General features: G+C 68.5%; 36 protein-coding genes. 3 read left to right on the top strand and 33 right to left on the bottom strand.

Going from position 1 to position 25,381, the window contains the following annotated elements:
* Positions 1-22 precede the first annotated feature (22 nt).
* The 27 genes from infA to ACFWP2_RS03910 form a co-directional block, all read right to left on the bottom strand.
* Positions 23-244, bottom strand: a complete 222-nt coding sequence (gene infA, locus ACFWP2_RS04040; RefSeq protein ID WP_003956442.1) for a translation initiation factor IF-1 — start codon at positions 242-244, stop codon at positions 23-25.
* Between the two features lie 194 nt (positions 245-438).
* On the bottom strand, positions 439-864 hold the full coding sequence (gene mscL, locus ACFWP2_RS04035) for a large conductance mechanosensitive channel protein MscL (RefSeq protein ID WP_360349484.1): 426 nt from the start codon (positions 862-864) through the stop codon (positions 439-441).
* A gap of 142 nt (positions 865-1,006) precedes the next feature.
* Positions 1,007-1,846 (bottom strand): type I methionyl aminopeptidase, encoded by an 840-nt coding sequence (gene map / locus ACFWP2_RS04030; RefSeq protein ID WP_380447998.1) that lies wholly within the window; start codon positions 1,844-1,846, stop codon positions 1,007-1,009.
* 117 nt (positions 1,847-1,963) lie between these two features.
* Positions 1,964-2,617: an adenylate kinase gene (locus ACFWP2_RS04025; RefSeq protein ID WP_380447996.1), complete on the bottom strand. Its 654-nt coding sequence runs from the start codon at positions 2,615-2,617 to the stop codon at positions 1,964-1,966.
* Positions 2,617-3,927 (bottom strand): preprotein translocase subunit SecY, encoded by a 1,311-nt coding sequence (gene secY / locus ACFWP2_RS04020; RefSeq protein ID WP_359820423.1) that lies wholly within the window; start codon positions 3,925-3,927, stop codon positions 2,617-2,619. Before secY ends, ACFWP2_RS04025 begins: the two co-directional genes overlap by 1 nt.
* Positions 3,928-4,236: 309 nt before the next feature.
* Positions 4,237-4,689 carry a 50S ribosomal protein L15 gene (gene rplO / locus ACFWP2_RS04015; protein ID WP_030280790.1) on the bottom strand — a complete coding sequence of 151 codons (453 nt, stop codon included), beginning with the start codon at positions 4,687-4,689 and terminating at the stop codon, positions 4,237-4,239.
* A 2-nt stretch (positions 4,690-4,691) separates the two neighbouring features.
* Positions 4,692-4,874, bottom strand: a complete 183-nt coding sequence (gene rpmD, locus ACFWP2_RS04010; protein ID WP_030055835.1) for a 50S ribosomal protein L30 — start codon at positions 4,872-4,874, stop codon at positions 4,692-4,694.
* On the bottom strand, positions 4,874-5,497 hold the full coding sequence (rpsE, locus tag ACFWP2_RS04005; RefSeq protein WP_030055834.1) for a 30S ribosomal protein S5: 624 nt from the start codon (positions 5,495-5,497) through the stop codon (positions 4,874-4,876). The genes rpmD and rpsE overlap by 1 nt, the downstream gene beginning before the upstream one ends.
* Positions 5,498-5,545: 48 nt before the next feature.
* Positions 5,546-5,929 carry a 50S ribosomal protein L18 gene (gene rplR / locus ACFWP2_RS04000; protein ID WP_030280785.1) on the bottom strand — a complete coding sequence of 128 codons (384 nt, stop codon included), beginning with the start codon at positions 5,927-5,929 and terminating at the stop codon, positions 5,546-5,548.
* A 3-nt stretch (positions 5,930-5,932) separates the two neighbouring features.
* Positions 5,933-6,472, bottom strand: coding sequence for a 50S ribosomal protein L6 (gene rplF, locus ACFWP2_RS03995; protein WP_380447993.1), 540 nt, complete (start codon positions 6,470-6,472; stop codon positions 5,933-5,935).
* 22 nt (positions 6,473-6,494) lie between these two features.
* Positions 6,495-6,902 carry a 30S ribosomal protein S8 gene (gene rpsH / locus ACFWP2_RS03990; protein ID WP_030055831.1) on the bottom strand — a complete coding sequence of 136 codons (408 nt, stop codon included), beginning with the start codon at positions 6,900-6,902 and terminating at the stop codon, positions 6,495-6,497.
* A gap of 268 nt (positions 6,903-7,170) precedes the next feature.
* Positions 7,171-7,356 (bottom strand): type Z 30S ribosomal protein S14, encoded by a 186-nt coding sequence (locus ACFWP2_RS03985; RefSeq protein ID WP_030393303.1) that lies wholly within the window; start codon positions 7,354-7,356, stop codon positions 7,171-7,173.
* Between the two features lie 4 nt (positions 7,357-7,360).
* A complete protein-coding gene (gene rplE, locus ACFWP2_RS03980; protein ID WP_030393302.1) occupies positions 7,361-7,930 on the bottom strand; it encodes a 50S ribosomal protein L5 in 570 nt (189 codons plus the stop codon).
* A complete protein-coding gene (gene rplX, locus ACFWP2_RS03975) occupies positions 7,930-8,241 on the bottom strand; it encodes a 50S ribosomal protein L24 (protein WP_030055828.1) in 312 nt (103 codons plus the stop codon). The genes rplE and rplX overlap by 1 nt, the downstream gene beginning before the upstream one ends.
* 15 nt (positions 8,242-8,256) lie before the next feature.
* Complete coding sequence (rplN, locus tag ACFWP2_RS03970) at positions 8,257-8,628, bottom strand: 50S ribosomal protein L14 (RefSeq protein ID WP_030393301.1); 372 nt, start codon at positions 8,626-8,628, stop codon at positions 8,257-8,259.
* 102 nt (positions 8,629-8,730) lie between these two features.
* On the bottom strand, positions 8,731-9,003 hold the full coding sequence (gene rpsQ / locus ACFWP2_RS03965) for a 30S ribosomal protein S17 (protein ID WP_030055826.1): 273 nt from the start codon (positions 9,001-9,003) through the stop codon (positions 8,731-8,733).
* Positions 9,003-9,227, bottom strand: coding sequence for a 50S ribosomal protein L29 (gene rpmC / locus ACFWP2_RS03960; protein ID WP_049649042.1), 225 nt, complete (start codon positions 9,225-9,227; stop codon positions 9,003-9,005). The genes rpsQ and rpmC overlap by 1 nt, the downstream gene beginning before the upstream one ends.
* Positions 9,227-9,646: a 50S ribosomal protein L16 gene (gene rplP / locus ACFWP2_RS03955; RefSeq protein WP_030055824.1), complete on the bottom strand. Its 420-nt coding sequence runs from the start codon at positions 9,644-9,646 to the stop codon at positions 9,227-9,229. The genes rpmC and rplP overlap by 1 nt, the downstream gene beginning before the upstream one ends.
* 5 nt (positions 9,647-9,651) lie before the next feature.
* Positions 9,652-10,476: a 30S ribosomal protein S3 gene (gene rpsC / locus ACFWP2_RS03950; RefSeq protein WP_380447991.1), complete on the bottom strand. Its 825-nt coding sequence runs from the start codon at positions 10,474-10,476 to the stop codon at positions 9,652-9,654.
* The gene (gene rplV / locus ACFWP2_RS03945; protein WP_095874452.1) at positions 10,476-10,823 is read right to left on the bottom strand and encodes a 50S ribosomal protein L22; all 348 of its coding nucleotides are present in this window, start codon (positions 10,821-10,823) and stop codon (positions 10,476-10,478) included. Before rplV ends, rpsC begins: the two co-directional genes overlap by 1 nt.
* Before the next feature lie 57 nt (positions 10,824-10,880).
* A complete protein-coding gene (gene rpsS / locus ACFWP2_RS03940; RefSeq protein ID WP_030055821.1) occupies positions 10,881-11,162 on the bottom strand; it encodes a 30S ribosomal protein S19 in 282 nt (93 codons plus the stop codon).
* A gap of 11 nt (positions 11,163-11,173) precedes the next feature.
* On the bottom strand, positions 11,174-12,010 hold the full coding sequence (rplB, locus tag ACFWP2_RS03935; RefSeq protein ID WP_030393297.1) for a 50S ribosomal protein L2: 837 nt from the start codon (positions 12,008-12,010) through the stop codon (positions 11,174-11,176).
* Between the two features lie 43 nt (positions 12,011-12,053).
* Positions 12,054-12,371 carry a 50S ribosomal protein L23 gene (rplW, locus tag ACFWP2_RS03930; protein ID WP_030280768.1) on the bottom strand — a complete coding sequence of 106 codons (318 nt, stop codon included), beginning with the start codon at positions 12,369-12,371 and terminating at the stop codon, positions 12,054-12,056.
* A complete protein-coding gene (gene rplD / locus ACFWP2_RS03925; protein ID WP_380447989.1) occupies positions 12,371-13,048 on the bottom strand; it encodes a 50S ribosomal protein L4 in 678 nt (225 codons plus the stop codon). Before rplD ends, rplW begins: the two co-directional genes overlap by 1 nt.
* 5 nt (positions 13,049-13,053) lie before the next feature.
* Positions 13,054-13,701 carry a 50S ribosomal protein L3 gene (gene rplC / locus ACFWP2_RS03920; protein ID WP_189916064.1) on the bottom strand — a complete coding sequence of 216 codons (648 nt, stop codon included), beginning with the start codon at positions 13,699-13,701 and terminating at the stop codon, positions 13,054-13,056.
* 14 nt (positions 13,702-13,715) lie between these two features.
* On the bottom strand, positions 13,716-14,024 hold the full coding sequence (rpsJ, locus tag ACFWP2_RS03915; RefSeq protein ID WP_012785157.1) for a 30S ribosomal protein S10: 309 nt from the start codon (positions 14,022-14,024) through the stop codon (positions 13,716-13,718).
* A 390-nt stretch (positions 14,025-14,414) separates the two neighbouring features.
* Entirely contained in the window at positions 14,415-16,220 is a 1,806-nt protein-coding gene (locus ACFWP2_RS03910) for a hypothetical protein (protein WP_380447987.1), read from the bottom strand.
* Between the two features lie 293 nt (positions 16,221-16,513).
* Here ACFWP2_RS03910 and ACFWP2_RS03905 point away from each other — a divergent pair, with 293 nt between their 5' ends.
* A complete protein-coding gene (locus ACFWP2_RS03905) occupies positions 16,514-18,271 on the top strand; it encodes a hypothetical protein (protein WP_380447985.1) in 1,758 nt (585 codons plus the stop codon).
* A gap of 83 nt (positions 18,272-18,354) precedes the next feature.
* Here ACFWP2_RS03905 and ACFWP2_RS03900 read toward each other — a convergent pair whose 3' ends face one another.
* From ACFWP2_RS03900 to rfbB, 6 genes are all read right to left on the bottom strand, one after another.
* Entirely contained in the window at positions 18,355-19,260 is a 906-nt protein-coding gene (locus ACFWP2_RS03900) for a glycosyltransferase family 2 protein (RefSeq protein WP_380447983.1), read from the bottom strand.
* Positions 19,261-19,264: 4 nt separating this feature from the next.
* Positions 19,265-19,663 carry a DUF2304 domain-containing protein gene (locus ACFWP2_RS03895; protein WP_380447981.1) on the bottom strand — a complete coding sequence of 133 codons (399 nt, stop codon included), beginning with the start codon at positions 19,661-19,663 and terminating at the stop codon, positions 19,265-19,267.
* Complete coding sequence (locus ACFWP2_RS03890) at positions 19,660-20,349, bottom strand: glycosyltransferase family 2 protein (RefSeq protein WP_380447979.1); 690 nt, start codon at positions 20,347-20,349, stop codon at positions 19,660-19,662. The genes ACFWP2_RS03895 and ACFWP2_RS03890 overlap by 4 nt, the downstream gene beginning before the upstream one ends.
* Positions 20,350-20,417: 68 nt before the next feature.
* Positions 20,418-21,734 carry a lipopolysaccharide biosynthesis protein gene (locus ACFWP2_RS03885; RefSeq protein WP_380447977.1) on the bottom strand — a complete coding sequence of 439 codons (1,317 nt, stop codon included), beginning with the start codon at positions 21,732-21,734 and terminating at the stop codon, positions 20,418-20,420.
* Positions 21,735-21,751: 17 nt separating this feature from the next.
* On the bottom strand, positions 21,752-22,687 hold the full coding sequence (gene rfbD / locus ACFWP2_RS03880) for a dTDP-4-dehydrorhamnose reductase (RefSeq protein ID WP_380447975.1): 936 nt from the start codon (positions 22,685-22,687) through the stop codon (positions 21,752-21,754).
* Positions 22,684-23,661 carry a dTDP-glucose 4,6-dehydratase gene (rfbB, locus tag ACFWP2_RS03875; RefSeq protein ID WP_380447973.1) on the bottom strand — a complete coding sequence of 326 codons (978 nt, stop codon included), beginning with the start codon at positions 23,659-23,661 and terminating at the stop codon, positions 22,684-22,686. Before rfbB ends, rfbD begins: the two co-directional genes overlap by 4 nt.
* Positions 23,662-23,742: 81 nt before the next feature.
* On the opposite strand from rfbB, the gene rfbA reads away from it, so the two are divergent.
* Both rfbA and ACFWP2_RS03865 read left to right on the top strand, forming a co-directional pair.
* Entirely contained in the window at positions 23,743-24,618 is an 876-nt protein-coding gene (gene rfbA / locus ACFWP2_RS03870) for a glucose-1-phosphate thymidylyltransferase RfbA (RefSeq protein ID WP_380447971.1), read from the top strand.
* The gene (locus tag ACFWP2_RS03865; protein ID WP_380447969.1) at positions 24,615-25,214 is read left to right on the top strand and encodes a dTDP-4-dehydrorhamnose 3,5-epimerase family protein; all 600 of its coding nucleotides are present in this window, start codon (positions 24,615-24,617) and stop codon (positions 25,212-25,214) included. Before rfbA ends, ACFWP2_RS03865 begins: the two co-directional genes overlap by 4 nt.
* Positions 25,215-25,381: the final 167 nt, after the last annotated feature.

Raw genomic sequence — 25,381 nt, 5'->3', positions numbered from 1 at the left:
TCCGGGTCTAGATCTGACGTTCTTACTTGTAGCGGTAGACGATCCGCCCGCGCGTGAGGTCGTAGGGGCTGAGCTCCACGACGACCCGGTCGTCCGGCAGGATGCGGATGTAGTGCATGCGCATCTTGCCACTGATGTGCGCGAGGACCTTGTGACCGTTCTGCAGCTCGACCTTGAACATCGCGTTCGGCAGAGACTCGATCACGGTGCCCTCGATCTCAATGGCGCCTTGCTTCTTAGCCATGAACTGCGAGATCCACCTTCCGGGACCGGCTACCGTATGCGGAACGCTCGTGCGAACCTGGGTTCACCCCTCCCCCGGAGGGAAGAGGGCGCGCTGAAGCACGCTACGAGTGAGCCGACGGTCCATCCTACGCCAGCGCGTCCGATGGACCAAAACGGAGGCCCCGGAAAGCGGCCGCCGTCACACCCGGCGCGTCAGGCCTTGGTGGCGACCGCCAGCGGCTCGACGTGGGCGGTGCAGGCCGAGCAGCGGCGGGCGGCCTCGGGGATCTCGGTCAGGCACTCGGGGCAGGGGCGCTTCGGCGTCTTCGGCTTCTTCGGCATGTACCGCGCGGTCGCCTTGGTGATCGGCAGCACCACGCAGAAGTACAGCACCGCGGCGGTCATGAAGAACGCGATCAGCACGTTGAGGAACTGCCCGTACGGGAAGGTCACCCCGGCGATGTGCGCCTTGTAGGAGCTGAAGTCGCCGGCCGCACCGACCACCACACCCACCAGCGGGGTGAGGAAGGCGGACACGAAGCCGGTCACCACCGCGGTGAACGCGGCACCGATGACCACACCGACCGCCATGTCGACGACGTTGCCGCGCATCATGAAGTCGCGGAATCCCTTGAGCACGTGCTGTCTCCTGCTCGCTCGTGAGCCACTGCTGACCACTGCTGACCACTACCAGCGGATAAAAATAGGACAAAAGCCCTGGAGGTCCAAACCTCCAGGGCTCTGATCCCTTGTCAGCAGCGGCGGTCGGACGCCGCCGCGACTACGCGAGGGGGTCCGGAGCTGCGGTGATGCCCAGCTTGGCCAGCTCCGCCTTGCCGCCGTCGAAGGCGGTCAGCACCAGCGGGCCCTGCTCGGTGACGGCCACCGAGTGCTCCCAGTGCGAGGCCCAGGTGCCGTCGTTGGTGACGACCGTCCACTCGTCGTCCAGCACGGTGGTGTGCGGGGTGCCGAGCGAGACCATCGGCTCGATCGCCAGCACGGTGCCGGGGACGAGCTTCGGGCCCTTGCCGCGGCCGCGCTCGACGTAGTTCAGCACGTGCGGCTCCATGTGCATCGCGGTGCCGATGCCGTGGCCGCCGTAGCCCTCGGTGATGCCCCACTTGCCCTTCGGCGGCAGCGGCTGGCGGCGGATGTAGCCCTCGATCGCCTTGGAGACGTCCACCAGGCGGTTGTTCTTCTTCATCTGGGCGATGCCGGCCCACATCGAGCCCTCGGTGACCCGGCTCAGCATCTCCACCTCCGGGCGGACCTCGCCGACCGCCACGGTGATGGCCGAGTCGCCGTGCCAGCCGTCCAGGATGGCGCCGCAGTCGATCGAGATGACGTCGCCCTCCTGGAGCACCCGCTCGCCGGGGATGCCGTGCACGACCTCGTTGTTCACCGAGGCGCAGATCACACCCGGGAACCAGAGCCCGCCGTGGTGGGCCCGGAAGTTCGAGGTGGCGCCGTGGCCGGTGATGACCTTGTCCGCGACGTCGTTGAGCTCCTGGGTGGTCACCCCCGGAACGACGGCCTCGCGGCAGGCCTTCAGGGCCTCGGCGACGACCAGCCCGGCCGCTCGCATCTTCGCGATCTGCTCGGGGGTCTTGATCTCCACCATCTGGTCACGCCTTCCAAGTCCGGATTACCACTGCTACCACCGTACGACGCCGAAACGGCCGGGCCACCCGCGTGGGGCGGGCGACCCGGCCGTACCGTCGTACGTTCGCCGAGAGACTCAGCTGTCCTGCTTCAGCGCCTCGATCGCGCGGGCGGTGACCTCGTCCACCTTGCCGAGGGCCGGGATGGTCACCAGGAGACCCTGCTCCTTGTAGTAACCGATGATCGGCTCGGTCTCCGTGTGGTACACCTCCAGGCGGGTGCGCACCTTCTCCTCGGTGTCGTCCGAGCGCTGGTACAGCTCGCCGCCGCACTCGTCGCAGACGCCCTCGGCCTTCGGCGGGTTGTAGTCCACGTGGAAGACGTGGCCGCCGTCGTTGCGGCAGAGCCGGCGCCCGGCGATCCGCTTGACGACCTCGTCCTCGGGGACCTCCAGGTCCAGGACGCCGTCCAGCTTGATGCCCTGCTCGCCGAGGAACTCGTCGAGCGCCTCGGCCTGGCCGAGGTTGCGGGGGAAGCCGTCGAGCAGGAAGCCGTTGGCGGCGTCCTCCTGGAGCATCCGGTCCTTGGCCATCCCGATGGTGACCTCGTCCGGCACCAGGTGACCCGCGTCCATGTAGCTCTTGGCCTCGAGCCCCAGCGGGGTGCCCTGGCCGATGTTGGCGCGGAACAGGTCTCCGGTGGAGATGTGGGGGATGGACAGGGTCTTGGCGAGCAGGTGCGCCTGAGTACCCTTCCCGGCCCCGGGAGGACCAACGAGGACGATACGCATCAGCGGAGGAACCCTTCGTAATTGCGCTGCTGGAGCTGGCTCTCGATCTGCTTCACAGTTTCGAGTCCGACGCCGACGACGATGAGCACGCTGGTGCCGCCGAACGGGAAGTTGGTCTGCTGTCCGAAGGCGACCAGGGCGATCATCGGGATCAACGCGATCAGGCCCAGGTAGAGCGAACCCGGCCACGTGATTCGGGTCAGCACGTAGTTCAGGTACTCGGCCGTCGGGCGGCCGGCCCGGATGCCCGGGATGAACCCACCATACTTCTTCATGTTGTCGGCAACTTCTTCGGGGTTGAAGGAGATGGCGACGTAGAAGAAGGCGAAGAAGACGATCAGCAGGAAGTAGGTGGCCATGTAGATCGGGTGGTCACCCTTGACGAAGTTCGTCCGGATCCACGTGGCCCAACCCGCCTGGCTGTTGGTCAGCTGGACGACGAGGGCGGGGATGTACAGCAGCGACGAGGCGAAGATGACCGGGATGACACCGGCCTGGTTCACCTTGAGCGGGATGTACGTCGAGGTCCCGCCGAACGCCCGGCGGCCGATCATCCGCTTCGCGTACTGGACCGGGATCCGGCGCTGGGCCTGCTCGACGAAGATGACGAGCATCACGACGATGACGCCGACCGCGACCACCGACAGGAACTCGACCCAGCCGCCGCCGATGGTGCCGGACTGCTTGATCGCCCACATCGAGGACGGGAACTGGGCCGCGATCGAGGTGAAGATCAGCAGCGACATGCCGTTGCCGATGCCGCGGTCGGTGATGAGCTCGCCCAGCCACATGATGACCGTGGTGCCCGCGGTCATGGTGAGCACCATGACGGCGATCCGGAACACGCCGGTGTCCGGGACGATCTGGTTGGCCAGCGGGCAGCCGGAGAACAGCGCGCCGCTGGAGGCCGTCGCCACGATGCCGGTGCCCTGGAGCACCGCGAGCGCGATCGTCAGGTAACGGGTGTACTGGGTGATCTTCGCCTGGCCCGCCTGTCCCTCCTTCTTCAGCATCTCCAGTCGCGGGATCACGACGGTGAGGAGCTGGAGGATGATGCTCGCCGTGATGTACGGCATGATGCCGAGGGCGAAGATCGTCAGCTGGAGGAGCGCGCCACCGCTGAACAGGTTGACGAGTCCGAAGAGGCCGCTGTTCTTGGTCTCCTTCACGCACTCGTTCACGGCCGTGAAGCTCACGCCCGGAATCGGGATGTGCGAGCCCAGCCGGAACAGCACCATGATGCCCAGCGTGAACAGCAGCTTCTTGCGCAGGTCGGGCGTCTGGAACGCCCGCGCGAACGCACTGAGCACGGTGCCTCCTGCGCCTCCCGCGCGTCGTCGGCGGGAGGGTCGGTCCTGAATGGGGAGTTTGCGGTTCGGGCTCCCGTACAGACGGCACAGGCGAGCCTACGCGCAGCCTACAAGGGAACTCCACGGACTCTAACAGTGCGCAGCCACTCGGAAGAAGCGCGTACCGCCGCTCCCCCACTCACGGGGTACGGGATGCCCGGGTTTGCCACACAAAAGAACGAGCGCCTTCCGGCCGGATGTCCCCGGAAACGGCTCGAGCCCCGCACCTCCCGAAGGAGGTGCGGGGCTCGAAGGCGATTGTCAGCGGGCTCAGACGAGCTCGGTGACCGTACCGCCGGCGGCCTTGATCTTCTCGGCGGCCGAACCGGAGACGGCGTCCACCGTCACCTGGAGGGCGACCGAGACCTCGCCGGTGCCGAGCACCTTGACGAGCGAGTTCTTGCGAACCGCGCCCTTGGCGACCAGGTCCTCGACCGTGACCTCGCCACCCTGCGGGTAGAGCTCGGCCAGCTTGTCCAGGTTCACGACCTGGAACGTGATCTTGAACGGGTTCTTGAAGCCCTTCAGCTTCGGCAGACGCATGTGGAGCGGCATCTGGCCACCCTCGAAGCGCTGCGGAACCTGGTAGCGGGCCTTGGTGCCCTTGGTACCACGACCAGCGGTCTTACCCTTGGAGCCCTCACCGCGACCCACACGGATCTTGTCGGTCTTGGCACCCGGGGCGGGACGCAGGTTGTGGATCTTGATCGGGTTGTCGCCCATGATCAGTCCACCTCCTCAACCGTCACCAGGTGACGGACCGTGTGGGCCATCCCGCGGATCTCGGGACGGTCCTCCTTCACCACGACGTCGTGCATGCGCTTGAGACCAAGCGAACGCAGGGTGTCACGGTGGTTCTGCTTGCTGCCGATGTACGACTTGGTCTGCGTGATCTTCAGGCGAGCCATCAGGCGCTCACCCCAGCAGCACGCGCCCGCAGCAGGGCGGCGGGGGCCACGTCCTCCAGCGGCAGACCACGACGGGCGGCGATCTCCTCGGGGCGCACGAGGCCCTTCAGAGCGGCCACGGTGGCGTGCACGATGTTGATCGCGTTGTCCGAGCCGAGCGACTTCGACAGGATGTCGTGGATGCCGGCGCACTCCAGGACGGCGCGCACCGGACCACCGGCGATAACACCGGTACCGGGGGCGGCGGGCTTCAGCAGCACGACGCCGGCGGCCTTCTCACCCTGGATCGGGTGCGGGATGGTGCCCTGGATACGGGGGACCTTGAAGAAGTTCTTCTTGGCCTCCTCAACACCCTTGGCGATGGCGGCCGGAACCTCCTTCGCCTTGCCGTAACCGACACCCACGGTGCCGTCACCGTCGCCCACCACGACCAGCGCGGTGAAGCTGAAGCGACGACCACCCTTGACAACCTTGGCGACACGGTTGATCGCGACGACGCGCTCGACGTAAGCGGTCTTCTCGACGGCGGGGGCGTTGCCCCGGTCGTCACGCTTACGGTCGCGCCGCTCGCCACCGCCGGTGCCACCGCCGGCGCCGCTACCGCGGCGCTGGGGTCCAGCCATTGGAATTACCTCTCTCGTTTACGTCCGTCGACAGGGTCGACGAGCGGCTTAGAAGTCGAGCCCGGCCTCGCGGGCCGCGTCCGCCAGGGCGGCGATGCGGCCGGCGTACCGGTTGCCCGCGCGGTCGAAGACGACCGACTCGATGCCGGCGGCCTTGGCGCGCTCGGCGACCAGGCTCCCGACCTTCTTGGCCAGCTCGGTCTTGTCGCCCTCGGCGCCCTTGATGGACACGTCGAGGGTGGACGCCGACGCCAGGGTGTGACCCTTGGCGTCGTCGATGACCTGGGCGACCATGTGACGGTTCGAGCGCGTCACGACGAGGCGCGGACGCACCTCGGTGCCGACGACGCGCTTGCGAACGCGGATCGCGCGGCGCTTGCGAGCGGCGCTCTTGTAGGCGTTGCCCTTGCCGATCTTGACAGAGACACTCATCGCTTACTTACCACTCTTTCCGACCTTGCGGCGGATGACCTCGCCCGCGTACTTGACACCCTTGGCCTTGTACGGGTCCGGCTTGCGCAGCTTGCGGATCTTCGCGGCGACCTCGCCGACCTTCTGCTTGTCGATGCCGTCCACGTGGAACTTGGTGGCCGACTCGACGACGAAGGAGATGCCCTCGGGGGCCTCGACGAGGATCGGGTGGCTGTAGCCCAGCTGGAACTCCATGTCGGAGCCCTTCGCCAGAACTCGGTAGCCGACGCCGCTGATCTCCAGCGACTTGCGGTAGCCCGCGGTCACGCCGGTGATCATGTTCGCCACCAGCGTGCGGCTCAGGCCGTGCAGGGCCTTCGACATACGCTCGTCGTTGGGGCGGGTGACAGCCAGAGTGCCGTCCTCGCCCTTGCCGATCTCGATCGGCGCGGCGACGACGTGGGTGAGGGTGCCCTTCGGGCCCTTCACCGAGACCGTCTGGCCATCGATGGTGACGTCCACGCCAGCGGGGACCTGGATGGGCAGCCGTCCAATGCGCGACATTGCTGTACCTCCGTTTCCCGAATTACCAGACGTAGGCGAGAACTTCTCCGCCTACGCCCTTCTTGGCGGCCTGCTTGTCGGTCAGGAGGCCGGAGGACGTGGAGATGATCGCCACGCCCAGGCCGCCGAGAACCTTCGGCAGGTTGGTGGACTTTGCGTAAACGCGCAGACCCGGCTTGCTGATGCGCTTGATGCCGGCGATGGAGCGCTCACGGTTGGGGCCGAACTTGAGCTCGATGGTCAGCTTCTTGCCGACCTCGCCCTCGACGGGCTCCTCAACCTTGTAGGAGGAGATGTACCCCTCCTGCTGCAGGATCTCGGCGACGTGCGCCTTGATCTTGCTGGCCGGCATCGCCACGGAGTCGTGGTACGCCGAGTTCGCGTTACGCAGACGCGTGAGCATGTCTGCGATGGGGTCGGTCATGGTCATGATGGCCTCAGGCCTCTCTCGCCGCGGTTTCTCCGCGCCAGGTCCCCCTTCCGCACTCTTCCGAGTTCGTCAGGGGCACAAGCGCAGGGGACCTGCGACGTCGTAAGACTGGGTGCGAGCCCTCCCTCGAGAGGGCCACAGGCGTCCATGGGGAAGCCGTGGCAGGGGGCCCGACCCCACTACCTTACGGGAATCCGTACGGCAGGCCCAAAACGGGCCGGTGTGGGATCGGGCACCTCTGCTTCGCTGTGTGCCTAAAGCGCCTGGATTACCAGGAGCTCTTGGTCACGCCCGGCAGCTCGCCGCGGTGCGCCATCTCACGGAGGCAGACACGGCACAGGCCGAACTTGCGGTACACCGAGTGCGGGCGGCCGCAGCGCTGGCACCGGGTGTAGGCCCGGACGCCGAACTTCGGCTTCCGCTCGGCCTTCGCGATGAGGGACTTCTTCGCCATTGGCTCACGCCTCCTTGAACGGGAAGCCCAGAGCGCGCAGGAGCGCCCGGCCCTCGTCGTCGGTCTGAGCGGTGGTCACGACGGTGATGTCCATACCGCGCTGACGGTCGACCTTGTCCTGGTCGATCTCGTGGAACATAACCTGCTCGGTCAGACCGAAGGTGTAGTTGCCACGGCCGTCGAACTGCTTCGGGGAGAGGCCACGGAAGTCACGGATTCGCGGCAGGGCCAGCGAGACCAGACGGTCCAGGAACTCCCACATGCGGTCACCGCGGAGGGTGACGTGCGTGCCGATCGGCTGGCCCTCGCGCAGCTTGAACTGCGCGATGGACTTGCGAGCCTTGGTCACGGCCGGCTTCTGACCGGTGATCGCGGTCAGGTCGCGGATCGCGCCCTCGATCAGCTTGCTGTCACGGGCGGCCTCGCCGACACCCATGTTGACGACGACCTTGACCAGGCCGGGCGTCAGCATGACGTTCTCGTACGAGAACTGCTCCTGCAGCTGACCCTTGATCTCGGAGTTGTAACGCTCCTTGAGACGGGGGGTCACCTTCTCAACAGTCGTCTCAGACATCAGATGTCCTCACCGGTTCGCTTGGCAACGCGGATCTTGTTGCCCTCGTCATCGAAGCGGTAGCCAACGCGGGTGACGACCTTCTTGCCGTCCTTCTCCACGACCAGCTGGACGTTGGAGACGTGCACCGGGGCCTCGACGGTGACAATGCCACCCTGAGTGCCCGGGCCCGGCTTGGTGTGCTTCTTGACCCGGTTCACACCCTCGACGAGGACCTTGTTCTCGGCGGGCATGGCCTGGATGACCTTGCCCTGCTTGCCGCGGTCCTTGCCGGTGATGACCTGAACCAGGTCACCCTTCTTGATCTTCATGCTGTTCGCCATGAGTTAGAGCACCTCCGGCGCAAGCGAGATGATCTTCATGAACTTCTTGTCACGCAGCTCGCGGCCCACCGGGCCGAAGATGCGGGTACCGCGGGGGTCGCCATCGGTGTTCTTGAGGACGACGGCGGCGTTCTCGTCGAACCGGATGTACGAACCGTCGGGACGACGGCGCGACTTCACGGTACGGACGACGACGCACTTGACGACGTCACCCTTCTTCACCGAACCGCCGGGGATCGCGTCCTTGACGGTGGCGACGATGACGTCCCCGATACCGGCGTAGCGGCGACCGGAACCACCGAGAACGCGGATGCAAAGGATTTCCTTCGCGCCCGTGTTGTCGGCGACACGCAGTCGCGACTCCTGCTGGATCACAGCTTTCTCCTGATCGTCAACGAGAGCTGACGGGCCGGCCGCTGCTCACACCGGCGCCCGCAAGGGACCCGGTGCACATACGGCCGTACCGCATCAACTTCGTTACTTGGCCTTCTCGAGGATCTCGACGACGCGCCAGCGCTTCGTCGCGGACAGCGGGCGGGTCTCCGCGAGGAGGACCCGGTCGCCGATGCCGCAGGCGTTCGCCTCGTCGTGCGCCTTCAGCTTGTTCGTACGGCGGATGACCTTGCCGTACAGCGCGTGCTTGACGCGGTCCTCGACGGCGACGACGACGGTCTTGTCCATCTTGTCGCTGACGACGAGACCCTCACGGGTCTTGCGGAAACCGCGCGTCTCGTTGGTGTTCTCAGTCATCAGGCGCTCTCCACCGTCTCGATGCCCAGCTCGCGCTCGCGCATCAGGGTGTAGATCCGCGCGATGTCCTTACGGACGAGCTTGAGCCGTCCGTGGTTGTCGAGCTGCCCGGTCGCCGCCTGGAAGCGGAGGTTGAACAGCTCCTCCTTGGCCTCACGGAGCTTGGCAACGAGACCCTCGTTGTCCAGCTCACGGAGGTCAGCAGCCTTGGTGCCGGCCGACATCAGCTCTCACCTGCCTCGCGCCGGATGATCCGGCACTTCATCGGGAGCTTGTGAGCAGCGCGGGTCAGCGCCTCACGAGCCACCTTCTCGTTGGGGTACGACAGCTCGAACATGACCCGACCCGGGTGCACGTTCGCGATCCACCACTCGGGCGAACCCTTACCGGAACCCATGCGGGTCTCGGCCGGCTTCTTGGTGAGCGGACGGTCCGGGTAGATGTTGATCCAGACCTTGCCGCCACGCTTGATGTGACGGGTGACGGCGATACGAGCGGACTCGATCTGCCGGTTCGTCACGTAGGCCGGGGTGACGGCCTGGATGCCGTACTCGCCGAACGCGAGCTCGGTGCCACCCTTGGCAGCGCCGCGGCGCTTGGGGTGGTGCTGCTTGCGGTGCTTGACCCGACGGGGGATCAGCATGGGAGTCAGGCCTCCGTTCCGGTGTTCTCGGCAGCCGGAGCCTCGGCGACCGGGGCCGCGGGGGCCTCGGCAGCGGCGGGGCGACGGCCACGGCCACCGCGCTCGCCACCACGGCGGTCGCCACCGCGGGCGGGACGACCACCCTCGGGACGGGCCGGGCGGTTGCCCGAGCGGGCAGCGGCGTTCTCAGCGCGGACCTCGGCGATGTTCTTGACGTCGCCCTTGTAGATCCAGACCTTCACGCCGATACGGCCGAAGGTGGTCTTGGCCTCGAAGAAGCCGTAGTCGACGTTCGCACGCAGGGTGTGCAGCGGCACGCGACCCTCGCGGTAGAACTCCGAACGGCTCATCTCGGCGCCGCCGAGACGACCGGAGCACTGGACCTTGATGCCCTTGGCGCCGGACTTCATGGTGCCCTGCATCGACTTGCGCATGGCACGACGGAAGGAGACGCGCGAGGACAGCTGCTCCGCGACGCCCTGAGCCACGAGCTGGGCGTCCAGCTCGGGGTTCTTGACCTCGAGGATGTTCAGCTGGACCTGCTTGCCGGTCAGCTTCTCGAGGTCGCCGCGGATGCGGTCGGCCTCGGTGCCACGGCGACCGATGACGATGCCGGGGCGAGCGGTGTGGATGTCAACGCGGACGCGGTCGCGGGTGCGCTCGATCTCGACCTTGGAGATGCCGGCGCGCTCCATGCCCTTCGTCATCATGCGACGAATGGCAACGTCTTCCTTGACGTAGTCCTTGTACAGCTTGTCGGCGTACCAGCGGGACTTGAAGTCCGTGCTGATGCCGAGGCGGAACCCGTGCGGGTTAACCTTCTGGCCCATTACCGGGTCCCTTCCTTGCTGCTGACGACCACGGTGATGTGGCTGGTCCGCTTGCGGATCCGGTAGGCACGGCCCTGGGCACGCGGACGGAACCGCTTCAGGGTCGGGCCCTCGTCAACGTACGCCTCGGAGATGTAGAGGTCGTCCACGTTGGAGTGGTTGTAGTTGTGCGCGGCGTTGGCGATGGCGCTGTCGAGCACCTTGCCGACCGGCACGGTGGCGGCCTGCGGAGCGAAACGCAGGACGGCCTGGGCCTCCGTGGCCGGCAGGCCACGGATGAGGTCCACCACGCGGCGGGCCTTCATGGGCGTGACGCGGATGTACCGCGCCTGGGCCCTGGCTTCCATGGTTGTCCCCTTAATGGAGTAAGTCATTGAGTCGGTCTGGCGGTGAAGCTCAGGCGACTAGCGACGCTTCGACTTGCGGTCGTCCTTGACGTGGCCGCGGAAAGTGCGGGTCGGAGCGAACTCGCCCAGCTTGTGGCCGACCATCGACTCGGTGACGAACACCGGGACGTGCTTGCGACCATCGTGAACCGCGATCGTGTGGCCGAGCATGGCCGGGAAGATCACGGAGCGACGGGACCAGGTCTTGATGACGTTCTGGGTACCCGCCTCGTTCTGCGCGTCCACCTTCTTGAGAAGGTGGCCGTCGATGAAGGGGCCCTTCTTGAGACTGCGCGGCATCTGACCTGCTCCTAGCGCTTCTTGTTGGTCTTGCGGCGGCGCACGATGAGAGCGTCCGACGCCTTCTTCGGGCGACGGGTACGACCCTCCTTCTGGCCCCACGGCGAGACCGGGTGGCGACCACCGGAGGTCTTACCCTCACCACCACCGTGCGGGTGGTCGATCGGGTTCATGGCCACACCACGCACGGTCGGGCGAACGCCCTTCCAGCGCATACGGCCGGCCTTGCCCCAGTTGATGTTCGACTGCTCGGCGTTGCCGACCTCGCCGACGGTCGCGCGGCAGCGCGCGTCCACCAGGCGGATCTCACCGGAGGGCATGCGCAGGTGCGCCATCTTGCCCTCACGCGCCAGCAGCTGGATGCCGGAGCCGGCGGAGCGGGCCAGCTTGGCACCGCCACCGGGACGCAGCTCCACCGCGTGGATGGTGGTACCGACCGGGATGTTGCGCAGCGGCAGGTTGTTGCCCGGCTTGATGTCGGCGCCAGCGCCGTTCTCGATCCGGTCGCCCTGCGTGATGCCGCGCGGCGCGATGATGTAGCGCTTCTCGCCGTCCGCGTAGTGCAGGAGCGCGATGCGCGCGGTGCGGTTCGGGTCGTACTCGATGTGCGCGACCTTGGCCGGCACGCCGTCCTTGTCGTGACGACGGAAGTCGATCACGCGGTAGGCGCGCTTGTGACCGCCACCCTGGTGGCGAACGGTGATCCGACCGGCGTTGTTACGGCCGCCCTTGCTGTGCAGGGGGCGAACCAGCGACTTCTCCGGGGTGGACCGCGTGATCTCTACGAAGTCGGCCACGCTGGAGCCACGACGGCCCGGCGTAGTCGGCTTGTACTTGCGGATGCCCATTTGGCTCTCTCGTCCTCGTCCTTATCGACGATCACGATCTCCGTTAGGAGACCGGACCACCGAAGATGTCGATGCGGTTGCCCTCGGCCAGCGTCACGATGGCGCGCTTGGTGTCCTTGCGCTTGCCAAAGCCCGTCTTGGAGCGCTTGCGCTTGCCCTGACGGTTGATCGTGTTGACAGCCTCGACCTTGACCGAGAAGACCGCCTCGACGGCCTGCTTGATCTGGGTCTTGTTGGCGCCCGGCGACACGATGAACGTGTACTTGTTCTCGTCGAGAAGGCTGTAGCTCTTCTCGGAGATGACCGGCTTCACCAGGACGTCACGGGGGTCCGTGAACGTCTTGCTCGTAACGTCGCTCATCAGGCGGCGCTCCCTTCGAGCTCGCCCTCAGCGGCAACGGCCTTGGCGGACGCGGCCGGACCGGCCACGAAACGCTCGAAGGCGGCCTGGGTGAAGACCACATCGTCGGAGACGAGCACGTCGTAGGTGTTCAGCTGACCGGCGTCCAGGATGTGCACGTGCGGCAGGTTGCGAGCGGACTTCAGGCCCAGCTCGTCCTCGCGCTCGACGACCAGGAGGACGTTCTTGCGCTCGGTGATCTTGCCGAACAGGCTCTTGGCGGCCTTGGTCGACGGCACCTCGGCCGCGACCACGCCGGTGACGACGTGGATGCGGTTGTGGCGGGCCCGGTCGGTGAGCGCACCGCGCAGAGCGGCGGCGATCATCTTCTTCGGGGTCCGCTGCGAGTAGTCGCGCGGCACGGGACCGTGCACGACGCCACCGCCGGCGAACTGCGGCGCACGGGTCGAGCCCTGACGGGCGCGGCCGGTGCCCTTCTGGCGGTACGGCTTCTTGCCGCCACCGCGGACCTCGCCACGAGTCTTGGTCTTGTGGGTGCCCTGACGGGCCGCAGCGAGCTGCGCCACGACGACCTGGTGCATCAGCGGAACGCTGACCTTCGCGTCGAAGATCTCGGCCGGCAGCTCGAGGCTGCCGGTCTTGTCACCCGAGGGCGACAGGATGTCAATGGTGCTCATATCCTTCACAGCCCCTTCGCCGCGGTGCGGACGAGGACGAGGCCGCCGTTCGGGCCCGGGATCGCACCCTTGATCAGGAGCAGACCCTTCTCCGCGTCGACCGCGTGCACGGTCAGGTTCTGGGTGGTCACACGCTCGTGACCCATCCGGCCGGCCATCTTCAGGCCCTTGAACACGCGGCCCGGGGTGGCGCAGCCACCGATGGAACCGGGCGAACGGTGCTTGCGCTGCACACCGTGACCAGCGCCGAGACCACGGAAGTTGTGGCGCTTCATGACACCGGCGAAGCCCTTGCCCTTGGAGGTGCCGGTCACGTCGACCTTGACACCCGCCTCGAACAGCTCGGCGGTGATCTCCTGGCCCAGGGTGTACTCGGACGCGTCCGAGGTACGGAGCTCGACCAGGTGGCGGCGCGGGGTGACACCGGCCTTGGCGAAGTGGCCCGCGAGGGGCTTGTTCACCTTGCGGGGGTCGATCTCGCCGAAGCCGATCTGGACGGCGTCGTAGCCGGCCGGGCTGTCGGCGGTGTGGACCTGGGTCACGACATTGGGCCCAGCCTTGACGACGGTCACCGGGACGACCCGGTTGTTCTCGTCCCAGACCTGGGTCATGCCGAGCTTCTCGCCCAGGATGCCCTTAATCTGCTTAGCCATCTTCGGTGCGCCTCTCAGAGCTTGATCTCGATGTCGACGCCAGCCGGCAGGTCGAGACGCATGAGCGAGTCAACCGTCTTCGGCGTGGGGTCGAGGATGTCGATCAGACGCTTGTGAGTACGCATCTCGAAGTGCTCGCGCGAGTCCTTGTACTTGTGCGGCGAGCGGATGACGCAGTACACGTTCTTCTCAGTGGGCAGCGGCACCGGGCCCGCGACCTGCGCACCAGTACGGATCACCGTCTCGACGATCTTCTTCGCCGAGGAGTCGATGACCTCGTGGTCGTAGGCCTTGAGCCGGATGCGGATCTTCTGTCCCGCCATGGCTACTCAGTAGTCCTTTGTCCTTAGTCACTGCACGACCCCCTCCGACCCCCGCGCTCGGGCGTGTCGCACTCGCGCTTGCAAAAAACCGGCGAAGTACTTCGTCGGTTTCAAACTTTCGGGGTGGGGGGTGCCGGATCGAGGCCCCGCGTACGCTTCCCGGAAGATTCCCGTACTTTCGCCCCGCAGCTGCCGTGGCGTAGAACTCACGCTTGACGGCCATCACGGGAACGACGAGTACATGGGACTCGCTTCCGGTCCTCCCGGCGGGAGGCGCGCAGCATCGGCACTCAACCGAGCAACTTGGACATACTGCCACATGGAGCAGCCCGGATGCCAATCGGGGCCGGTGAGGCGCTCCTCACCGGCCCCGACGGGTGACGTCCCCGCTCAGTCCTTGCGCCAGAGCGCCCAGCCGCGGTCCTTGTTGAACTTCACGACGTGCCAGCCGGGCCGCGGGTTCGACCAGCTGGCCTGCGGCAGGGCGCCCTTGTCCCAGCCGGTCAGGACCGCGGTGGCCGTCTCCGGCAGGTCGGCTCCTTCCTTCAGGTCCTTCGACCAGACCCGGCCCCCGTAGACCTCGTAGGCCATCGCCATCCGGGTGTCCCAGTCGAGGTCCAGGTCCAGGACGACGTTGTCGCCCTTGCGCAGGCCCGCCTCCTTGACCACGCCGACCGCCTGGTACTTGCGCTCCTTGGCGTGCGGCACGGAGACGTTGTCGGTGATGGCGGCCGTCGCGTAGACGGCGAACAGTGCCAGGCAGGCCACCAGCGCGGCGGCCACCCGGCGCCCGCCGGTCACCCGCAGCAGCAGGCAGGCGCCCAGCACCGCCAGCGCGCCGAAGCTCGTCCGGATCATGTGCAGGCCGTCCCAGGTGGAGGCCAGGAACATCGCGTCCGGCACCGTCCACGGGCTGACCCAGAGCTTGAGCACGGCGCCCGCGTACGCGCCGACCGACAGCTGGATGACACCGATCGCCACCGTGCCGACCAGCGCCGCCCCCAGCAGCGCGCGGACCCCGGCCCGCCACAGCGCGGCGAGGCCGACCACCAGGAACAGCGGCACCAGCACCGCGCAGTAGCGGGCGTACACCCAGTTGTCGGTCCGGCCGTTGTCCGCCAGGCCGGCCGCGGAGGCCAGCGCGGTGCCGACCAGCATGGCCACCATGGTGAAGGCCACCACCCGGTCGGCCACCGGGTACCGGCGCCGGAACACCACCACCACGCACAGCACGAGCGCGATCGCCCCGAAGCCGTACGTCGAGACCATGAAGTACCAGAGCTGCCCGAACGTGCGGGCGACGATCGTGCCGATGTAGTCGCTGTTCTCGAGGTTCTCGAAGACCTTGTTGCCGACGTCGCTCGGCGGCACGTCCTTGAAGCGGCTCTCGACGAAGCCCGCCAGCAGCTTCGCGCCCAGGTACGACACCCCGAGCGCGCCGACGCCGGCCAGCGAGGCGAGCCGCGGCGCCCAGCCGAAGGCCAGCACCACGACCAGGACCAGCGCGGTCAGCGCCACGACCACGCCGCCGCGGTCGTGGGTGGCCATCGTGTAGCCGGCCGCCAGGCCCGTCCCCACCGCGTACAGCGCGCGGCGGCGCGTCGAGCCCGGCGAGAGCCAGCCGTGCATCGCGATCACCCAGGCCAGCAGGAGCACCGGGAGCACGGTGTCCGACATGACGAACTGGGAGTAGAAGATCACCGGCGGCACCAGCGCCGCGGCGGTGCCCACCAGGTACGCCTGCGGCCGGGACAGGCCCAGCCGGCGCGCCGCCACCACGGCCAGCGGGAACACCAGCGCGTTGAGCACCGCGTTGATGCCCATGATCAGGTGGTACGCCGTGGCCGGGTTGTCGGCGATCCGCAGCGCCGGCGAGATCAGCAGCGGGTACCCGCCGGGGATCACCACGCCGACCGGCAGCTCGGTGGCCGACCGGCCGGCCAGCACCCGCGCGATCACCAGGTAGGAGTCCTCGTCGGCGTGCACCGACGGGAAGTAGTTGTGGACCGACAGCACCAGGCGGAACACCACCTGTCCGCCGTACCCGAGCAGCAGGGCGACCGGCCAGAACCAGCGGTGGGCGGCGAGCGCCCGCAGCCGGGCCGGCACGACCGGGGTGTCGGGCGCGTTCGTGCCGCCGTTCTCACCCCGGTCCGGACCGTCGGACGTGTGGGCAGAGTCGATCAGCGGCTGCACCGGGACACTTCCCTACTTGTATGAGTTTGACGATCTCGTCATGACCGGCTCCGGGCGGCGCGCCACGGTTCCCGCCACCACTCGTCGAAGCGCATCGGCAGTGTGCCACGCGGTGATCTGCCGGAGCCAACGCACTCCGCCCCCACGGACGACAACGGCCCGCTCCGACAGGATGGTTCGGCCCCTGCTGATCCCCCGCCGCCCGCGGTGCTGGCAGAATCGCGGTGTCCGGCACCGAAACCACACACCGCCTCCGCACCCACTCGCTGCGGAAGAGCAGAAGGACCGAATCAGTGACGACGAGCGTGCAGCCCGCCTCCACCCCGGGCATGCAACAGGGCATACCGTCCAGCCGAACAAGACGGGCAGCCGCTCTGCGTCGCCCCGCCGTCGTCTGGACCGCGGAGGTCCTGACCGCGATCACGGCAGCCCTGCTGATGACGGGCCTGGCGACGTCCATCGAGCTGAACCCGATGTCGAGGATCGGCCAGGTCAGCGGCCTCGCCGCGCTGCAGCTCCGGCTCCTCCTGCTGCTCGGCGTCGTCGTCCTGGCCCTGGTTCCGGCGATGCGCCGCTGGGCGGACGTCCCGGTCCGGTTCGCCGCCGCCGCGGTGGCGGGCCTGTCCTCCGGCGTCCTGGCGGCCGGCGTCTCGCTCGCGCTGCGCGACACCAACTGGCCGCTGTACGCCCAGTCGGGTGACTCCGGCAACCTCCAGGCCTGGGTCAACGCCCTGATGGAGGGCAAGCCCCTCGACGGCGCCTACCCGCCGATGTTCCCGCACATCGTCGCCTTCGTCGCCGAGCACCTCACCCACGGGGACATCGGCTTCGCGCTCAAGCTCGTCGACCTGCTGTTCGTCGCGCTGCTCGGCCCGCTCGCCTACCTGTCCTGGCGGCTGCTGCTGCCCCCGCTCTGGGCGCTCGGGATCGGCGTCACCGCCGCCCTGCCGATGGCGCAGCCGTACAAGCCGTACACCACCTTCGTGCTCGTCGCCTTCCTCCCGGTGCTGGCGAAGCTGATGCAGCTCCTCCAGCGCGCCCCGGAGCTCCCGCGCCGCACCGCCGCCCTCCGCGGCGCCGTGCTCGGCCTCGGGATCGCGCTGCTGTTCAACCTCTACTCCGGCTGGTTCGTGTGGTCCGCCGCCGGCGTGGTGGTCCTCACCGTGGTGCTGCTGCTGCGCGCCCGCCGCACCGGCGGGACCCCCGGCCTGCTCAACGCCCTGACCGCGATCGGCGCCGCCGCCGGGGTCTTCCTGGCCGCCTCCTCCCTCTACCTGGTCCGGCTGCTCGGGTCCGCGGGAAGCACGGTCGACCGCTACTGCTACTTCGACACCTATACCGAGCCGACCTACTTCGCGATGTGGCGCGACGACCTTCCCGGCACCGACGGCCAGAGCACCTGGCCGGTGCCCGGCGAGCTCGGCGGGGTCGGCCTCTTCACGATCCTGCTGCTGGTCGGCCTGGGCGTGGCGCTGGCCCTCGGGATCGGCCGGGCCGTCGTCCTGACCGCCGCCGCCTGCACCGCGAGCGCCCTGCTGATGCGCTACTGGTACGCCTCCCACATGGAGCGCGACCAGGCCGTCATGCTCTACCCGCGCACCAGCGCCCAGCTGCTCTACTGCCTGCTGGTGCTGGTCGGCCTGGCGTGCTACCTGATCGCCCGCCGCCGTCGGAACACCGCTTCGGCCCCCGCCGCCGAGACCGCCGAGCAGACCGGCCGCCGCCTGCCGCTGCGCCTCAACCCGCGCGCGGTGGCCATCGGCAGCATCTGCGCGCTGGGCCTGCTCTTCGGCATGGCCGGCTCCGCCACCGCCAGCAAGTACATGCCCGACCCGCACGAGGGCACCGGCATGCTGGCCTGGATCTCGCAGACCACCGCCGACACCAAGGGGCACTGCTCCCGCTACGCGCCCAAGTGCGTCCCGGCCCCGGGGCTCCTGAACCCGGCGGACCCGAAGGTCGACCTCGGGAAGCTGATCTGCCCGAAGGTCAACCCGTACCCGCGCAAGGGTGAACTGCTCCCCGGGTTCTCCGCGGACCTGCCCGAGTGACCCTCGCCGAACCACGAACGGCACTGGGCCGGTAGTCCGAACTCGGACTACCGGCCCAGTGCCGTATCAGGACGTACGAGGCGTCAGTGCCGCTCTCCGCCGGTCAGCGCGTGGCGGACCAGCACCTTGGCGCCGGCCCGCTGGCCGCGCTTCAGCGCGCCCGGCAGCATGGTCAGCGCGTGCAGGCGGGAGGCGCTGCGGAACCGGGCCGCACGGGCGGCCTTCGGCCAGCCGCGGGCGTCCATCCGCTCGGCCACCGCGTTGAAGTACCGCTCCGCCTCGGTGAACCGGGTGCCGGAGAAGGCCTGCACCGAGGACTCGCTGACGGCGTGCCGCCGGTACTGGAAGACGACGGTGGTGTTGTCCACCATCATCTGCTCGCCGCGCTCCAGCAGGTCGACGACCAGGGCCAGGTCCTGGATCACCGAGTACTCGTCACGGAAGTTGACCGCGCGCAGCGCCTCGCCCCGCCAGCAGATCGACGGGAAGTACAGCCAGTTGCCGCGCAGCACGCTGGCCGCCAGCTCCTCGCCGCCCATCAGCCGCCGGCCCTTGACGGTCGGCGCGTAGATCTTCTCCTTGACGTTGTCCGCCAGGCCGGCGCGGCTGACCTCGCCGTTGCCGTCGATGACCTCGACGCCCGGCTGCACCATGCCCAGGTCCGGGTTGTCCTTGACGATCGACCGGACGGTCTCCAGGTAGTGCGGGTGCAGCAGGTCGTCGCAGCCCATGATGACCACGTGGTCGGCCGTGGACAGCTCCACGCACTTCTGGAAGTTCTTGGTGATGCCGAGGTTCCGCTCGTTGCGCAGGTAGCTCACCCGGTCGTCGCCGAGCGAGGCGAACCAGCCCGGGACGTCCGGCTCCTTGCCGTCGTCGATGACGGTCAGCCGGAAGTCCCGGTCGGTCTGCGCGAGGATGCTCCGCACGGCGGCCTGCATCAGCGCCACGTCGCCGTAGTACGGCAGCATGAACTCGAAGGTCGCCACGGGATCAGGCCTTGCTGCGGTCGACCGGCGCCGAGACCGGCAGGTCCAGGTCGAAGCGCTCCTCGTTCAGGCGGGCGCCCTCGTTGATCGCCACGGTGCGCGCCAGGTCGGTGAGCTTCTTCTCCAGCGAGCGGAAGCGCAGGAAGGTGTTCAGGGTCAGGAAGCCCATCCCCAGCACCATCACGTACAGCACCAGGTCGGTGCCGCGGCCGACGCCGAGCTGGTGGGCCAGCCAGGTCACGTCGGTGGGGCGCAGCACCGCGTAGATGTTCACGATCACGAAGACCGAGAACGCGATGCGCTTCCAGGCGCGGGTGTTGGCACGGTCCCAACGCCGGATGAACATGAAGGCGAGAGTGACCGAGCCGAGAATGAGAACCAGCTGGATCCAGAAGAATTTCATCGGCGGCTACGCTCCCGCAGCGAGATGTCGAAGATGATGTTGACGCCGTTGATCAGGGACTGACCCTTGGCGCGTGAGTAGTCGGTGTACAGGATGTCCACCGGGAGCTCGGCGACCCGGAGGTCCGAGCCGGCGAGGAAGCTGACGATCTCCGACGCGTGCGCCATGCCGTTCATGGTGATCCGCAGCCGGCCGGCGGCCTCGCGGTTCAGCACCCGCAGACCGTTGTGGGCGTCGGTCAGCTTGAGCTTGCGAGCGGTCGGGCTGACGGTCGCCGCGGTGCGCAGGACGACCCGCTTGATCCACGGCACCTGCCCGTTCTGCTCGATGAAGCGCGAGCCGAGGACGACGTCCACGTCGCCCTCGCGCAGCAGGGCGACCATCTTCTCGACGTCGCCGGTCTGGTGCTGACCGTCGGCGTCGAAGGTGGCGAAGTACTTGGCGCCCGGCTGGGCCAGGGCGTAGGCGAGGCCGGTCTGGAGGGCGGCGCCCTGACCGAGGTTGACCGGGTGGCGCACCAGGTGCGCGCCCGTCTCCATGATGTGCTTGGCCGAGTCGTCGCCGCTGCCGTCATCGACGACCACGATGTTCGGGAACGTCTTTCGCGCCCCCTCCACAACGTCGGCGATCACCTGGCCCTCGTTGTAGGCCGGGATCACCAGCCAAACATCGTCGTACTGGGACACGGAGGCTCCATGAATGGGGTCTGGCCCGCGCTGCTGCGCGGTGATCTGAAGGTGAGGGGCGGACACGGTCATTCACCGGCCGTCCGGCTGCTCAACACCGCGGCGTTCGGGTCCCCCGACTGCTGGACGGGGCCGGCGGAATGCGTCGCCGAACGGGCGAAACTCTGCCTCAGCACCGCCAGCATACCGAGGACGGCGGCCACGGAACCCGCCGTGTACGCAATGATCACGCGGGTCGAGACCTCGCCCGGCAGGAACGTCACCCCGGCGAGGACCGCGGTGCCGACCGCCCAGCAGAGCAGCTGAAGGTTGTGCCGCTTGAATACCATCAGCGCCTGGCCGAGCACCATCGCGAACATGTACGCCACGGTTCCGGCGGACAACCAGAAGAAGTCGAGGCAGCCGAGCACCGGCTTGGCGCCGAACAGCACCTGGATCAGCCACGGGCCGAGGGCGACCGCCGGGATCCCGCCGAGCACGCCGAGCCCGCCCACCACGAGGCCGATCTTCTTGAGCATGCCGGTGAAGGCGGCCCGGTCCCCGACCGCGATCGCGGCGGAGAGCCCGTTCAGCAGCGAGGCCTGGAGCGAACCGAAGACGAACAGCGGAACCCGGGCCAGCACCAGCGCGTTGAGCAGGGCGGCGATCAGCGCGGAGTCGGAGGGGGCGAGGAGCTTGGTGCTCACCACGGCCGCGTTCACCACGACCTGCGAGAGCAGCGTGGAACAGATCAACAGGCCGAGCCCGGAGCAGAGTTCGGACCAGCCGACCTGCTCGCCCGGCTTCACCGCGCGCAGCAGCGGCGGCAGCGTGACGATCGTGGCGAGGACCGGCGCGACGGCCAGGATCAGGCTGAACGCGAGCGCCGAGTGCACCCCGGCGACGCCGAAGGCGAAGGCCAGGCCGATCCGCAGGCCGCCGTCCAGGCCGAGCTGGGTGCCGTACGCGCCGAAGCGGCCGAGGCCGGCCAGCACGCCACGGGTGAGGTAGCAGACGGCCATGCCGGTGAAGGCCCCGCCGAGCGCCAGCACCAGCGAGCGGTCGCCGTGGAACATCGACCGCGAGATCGGGCCGGAGGCGGCACCGAGGACGAGCAGGGTCGCCGCGAGGATCCCGCCGGTGAGCAGGGTCGCCCGGCGCAGCACCGGGGCGGCGCCGTGGCCGAGCGCCGCGCGCGCCGCGACGATCCGGGTGAGTTCCTGCTCGATCGGGAAGAAGACGCCGATGCCGACGGACATCACGATCGTCCACAGCAGCGAGACGTTCGCCATGTCGTCGACGGACAGGCTGTGGCCCGCCACTCCGAGGTGGATGTAGGAGGCGGCGCCCAGGACGACGGTGCCGCCGGCCACCGCCAGGGTTCCCGGCGGTAGCGCGGCAGCCACCTTCGTCAGTGCTTTCTTCACTGAGGTCTGTCGCTCTCCGTGGTCCGGGCCGTGGCGGCCAGTTCGGCGAAGACGGGCCGGGCCAGCGCCTCGGCCAGCATGGCCCGCCACTCGGGCAGCGGAGCCAGTCCGGCGGCGGCCCAGCGGTCGTGGGCCAGCACGCTGAAGGCCGGACGGGCGGCCGGGCGGACGAAGGCCTCCGACGTGGTCGGGCGGATCCGCTCCGGGTCCAGCCCGCTCAGCGCGTAGGTCTCGCGGGCCAGTCCGCACCAGGTGGTCCGGCCGCTCGCGGTGCCGTGGTAGATCCCGGCCGGGGCCTGCCCGGCGAGCGCGGCCCGGCCGAGCTCGACCAGGCGGCCGGCCAGCGCGTACGACCAGGTCGGCTGGCCGTGCTGGTCGTCCACCACGTCCAGGGTGTCCCGCTGGGCGGCGAGCTTGAGCATGGTGGCCACGAAGTTCGGGCCGTGCTCGCCGTACAGCCAGGCGGTGCGCACGACGTAGCCGTGCGCCGGGAGCAGCTCGGCGACCGCCTGCTCCCCCACCAGCTTGCCGCGGCCGTACGCGTTCACCGGCGCGGTCGGGGCGTCCTCCGGGCAGGGCTCGGTGGCGTCGCCCGGCAGGACGTAGTCGGTGGAGACGTGCAGCAGCCGCGCGCCGGTCTTGGCGCAGGCCGCGGCGAGGTGGCGCACACCGGTGCCGTTGACGGCGGTGGCGGCGTCCTCCTCGGTCTCCGCGGCGTCGACGTTCGTCCACGCGGCGCAGTTGACCACGATGTCGTGGCCCTCGACGGCGGCCAGGACGGCCGCCGCGTCGGTGATGTCGAGGTCCGCCCGGCGCAGCGCGGTGATCTCGGCGGTCCCGTCGGCGCCCAGCACCGACAGCAGGTCCTGCCCGAGCATCCCGGCCGCGCCGGTGACCAGCCAGCGCACGGGCGCGGCGGCGTTCGCGGTCACTTGGCCAGGGCCGCCTTCTGCTTCAGCGGCTCCCACCAGGCGCGGTTCTCGCGGTACCACGCGATGGTGGCGGCGAGGCCGTCCTCGAAGCGGACCTGCGGCTCGTAGCCGAGCTCCTCGCGGATCTTGCTGATGTCGATGGAGTAGCGGAGGTCGTGGCCCTTGCGGTCCGCGACGTGCTCGACCATGTCCCAGCCGGCGCCGGCGGCCTCCAGGAGCAGGCCGGTCAGCTCCTTGTTGGTGGCCTCGGTGCCGCCGCCGATGTTGTAGACCTCGCCCGCGCGGCCGCCGCGCATGACCAGCTCGATGCCCCGGCAGTGGTCCGAGACGTGCAGCCAGTCGCGGACGTTGCCACCGTCGCCGTACAGCGGCACCTTCTTGCCGTCGATCAGGTTGGTGGTGAACAGCGGGATGACCTTCTCCGGGAACTGGTAGTGCCCGTAGTTGTTGGAGCAGCGGGTCACCACGACGTCCATGCCGTGGGTGCGGTGGTAGGCCAGCGCCAGCAGGTCGGAGGAGGCCTTGGAGGCCGAGTACGGGGAGTTCGGCTCCAGCGGCCAGGTCTCGGTCCAGGAGCCCTCGCTGATCGAGCCGTACACCTCGTCGGTGGAGATGTGCACGAAGCGGCCGACGCCGTGCTTGCGGGCCGCGTCGAGGAGCACCTGGGTGCCGACGACGTTGGTCAGCACGAACGGGCCCGCACCGGCGATCGAACGGTCCACGTGGGACTCGGCGGCGAAGTGCACCACCACGTCGTGACCCGGCATGACCTGGTCGACGGCGTCCGTGTCGCAGATGTCGCCCTGGACGAAGGTGTAGCCCGGGTGGTCGGCCACCGGGGCCAGGTTCTCCAGGACACCCGAGTAGGTGAGCTTGTCAAAGACCGTGATCCGGGCATTCTCGTCAGCCCCGAGGAGCTGACGGACGAACTCCGAACCGATGAATCCGGCGCCGCCGGTCACGAGGATGCGCATAATGCGCGTAGTCTACCGCCGCCCGAACGCCCTCCCGACCCGGCCCCTCCCGCGTTCACCGATCTCGAATAGGGTGCACCCATGCGTGGAATCCTCCTGGCCGGCGGCACCGGCTCGCGGCTGTGGCCCCTGACCCGTGCGGTGTCGAAGCAGCTCCTCCCGGTCTTCGACAAGCCGATGATCTACTACCCCCTCTCGACCCTCGTGATGGCCGGGATAAGCGAAATCCTGATCATCACCACCCCGAACGACCGGGACCAGTTCGAACGGCTGCTGGGCGACGGCTCCCAGTTCGGTCTGAAGCTCCAGTACGCCGTCCAGGAGAAGCCCGAGGGCATCGCCCAGGCCTTCGTGCTCGGCGCGGACTTCATCGGCGACGAGCCGGTGGCCCTGATCCTCGGCGACAACATCTTCCACGGCACCGGCCTGGGCACCGCGCTCACCGAGCACTCCGACATCAAGGGCGGCCGGGTCTTCGCGTACCCCGTGGCCGACCCGACCGCGTACGGCGTGGTCGAGTTCGACGAGACCGGCCAGGTCATCTCCATCGAGGAGAAGCCGACCGAGCCCAAGTCCCGTTACGCCGTCCCGGGCCTGTACTTCTACGACAACCGGGTGGTCGAGATCGCCCGCACGCTGGAGCCGAGCGCCCGCGGCGAGCTGGAGATCACCGCCGTCAACGACGCCTACCTGCGCACCGGCGACCTGCACGTGACGATCCTGGACCGCGGCACCGCCTGGCTGGACACCGGCACGTTCGTGTCGATGGTCCAGGCCTCGGAGTTCGTCCGGGTCATCGAGGAGCGCCAGGGCTTCAAGATCGGCTGCATCGAGGAGGCCGTCTGGCGGGCCGGGCTGATCGACGACGCCCAGCTGCGCGAGCTCGCCGAGCCGCTGCTGAAGAGCGGCTACGGCCAGTACCTGCTGGGTCTGCTCGAAGAGGCGGCCGCCAAGTGAAGTTCCGTGAACTCTCCATCGAGGGCGCCTTCGAGATCACCCCTCAGGTGCACGGCGACCCCCGCGGCCACTTCACCGAGTGGTACCGCTTCGACCGCCTCGCCGAGGTCGTCGGCCACCCGCTGAACCTGGCCCAGGCCAACCTGTCGCTCTCCGCCAAGGACGTCGTCCGCGGCATCCACTTCGCCGACGTCCCGCCCGGCCAGGCCAAGTACGTGGCCTGCACCCGCGGCGCGGTGCTGGACGTCATCGTCGACCTGCGGGTCGGCTCGCCGAACTTCGGCAAGTGGGAGTTCGTCCGGCTGGACGACACCGAGCGCAAGGCCGTCTACATCCCGGAGGGCCTCGGCCACGGTTTCTGCGCCCTGACCGACGACGCCACGCTGACCTACCTCTGCTCGGCGACGTACAACCCGACCGGCGAGCACGGCGTGCACCCGCTGGACCCGGAGCTCGGCATCGAGTGGCCGACCGACGCCCCGCAGCTGTCGGCCCGTGACGCGGTGGCCCCCTCCCTCTCGGAGGCCCTCGCCACCGGTCTGCTGCCGGACTACCAGGCCTGCAAGGCCTACACGGACTCGCTGAAGCAGCAGTAGCGTCCCCCGGCCGGCCGGGGGGCGAGCGCAGGCCCGGACGTCCCCTCGGCCGTTCTCCCTGCCCCATTCACAGGCCCTTTTCCAGGCCGCTCCCCAGCCGGCCGGATCGGACGGACCATGACCCACCATGCGGGACGCTCAGACGGCATACGCGAGGGCGTCGACAC

The organism is Kitasatospora sp. NPDC058444 (genome assembly GCF_042721415.1).
Taxonomy (GTDB): Bacteria; Actinomycetota; Actinomycetes; order Streptomycetales; family Streptomycetaceae; genus Kitasatospora.
This window is presented reverse-complemented; position numbering and strand designations above follow the sequence as displayed.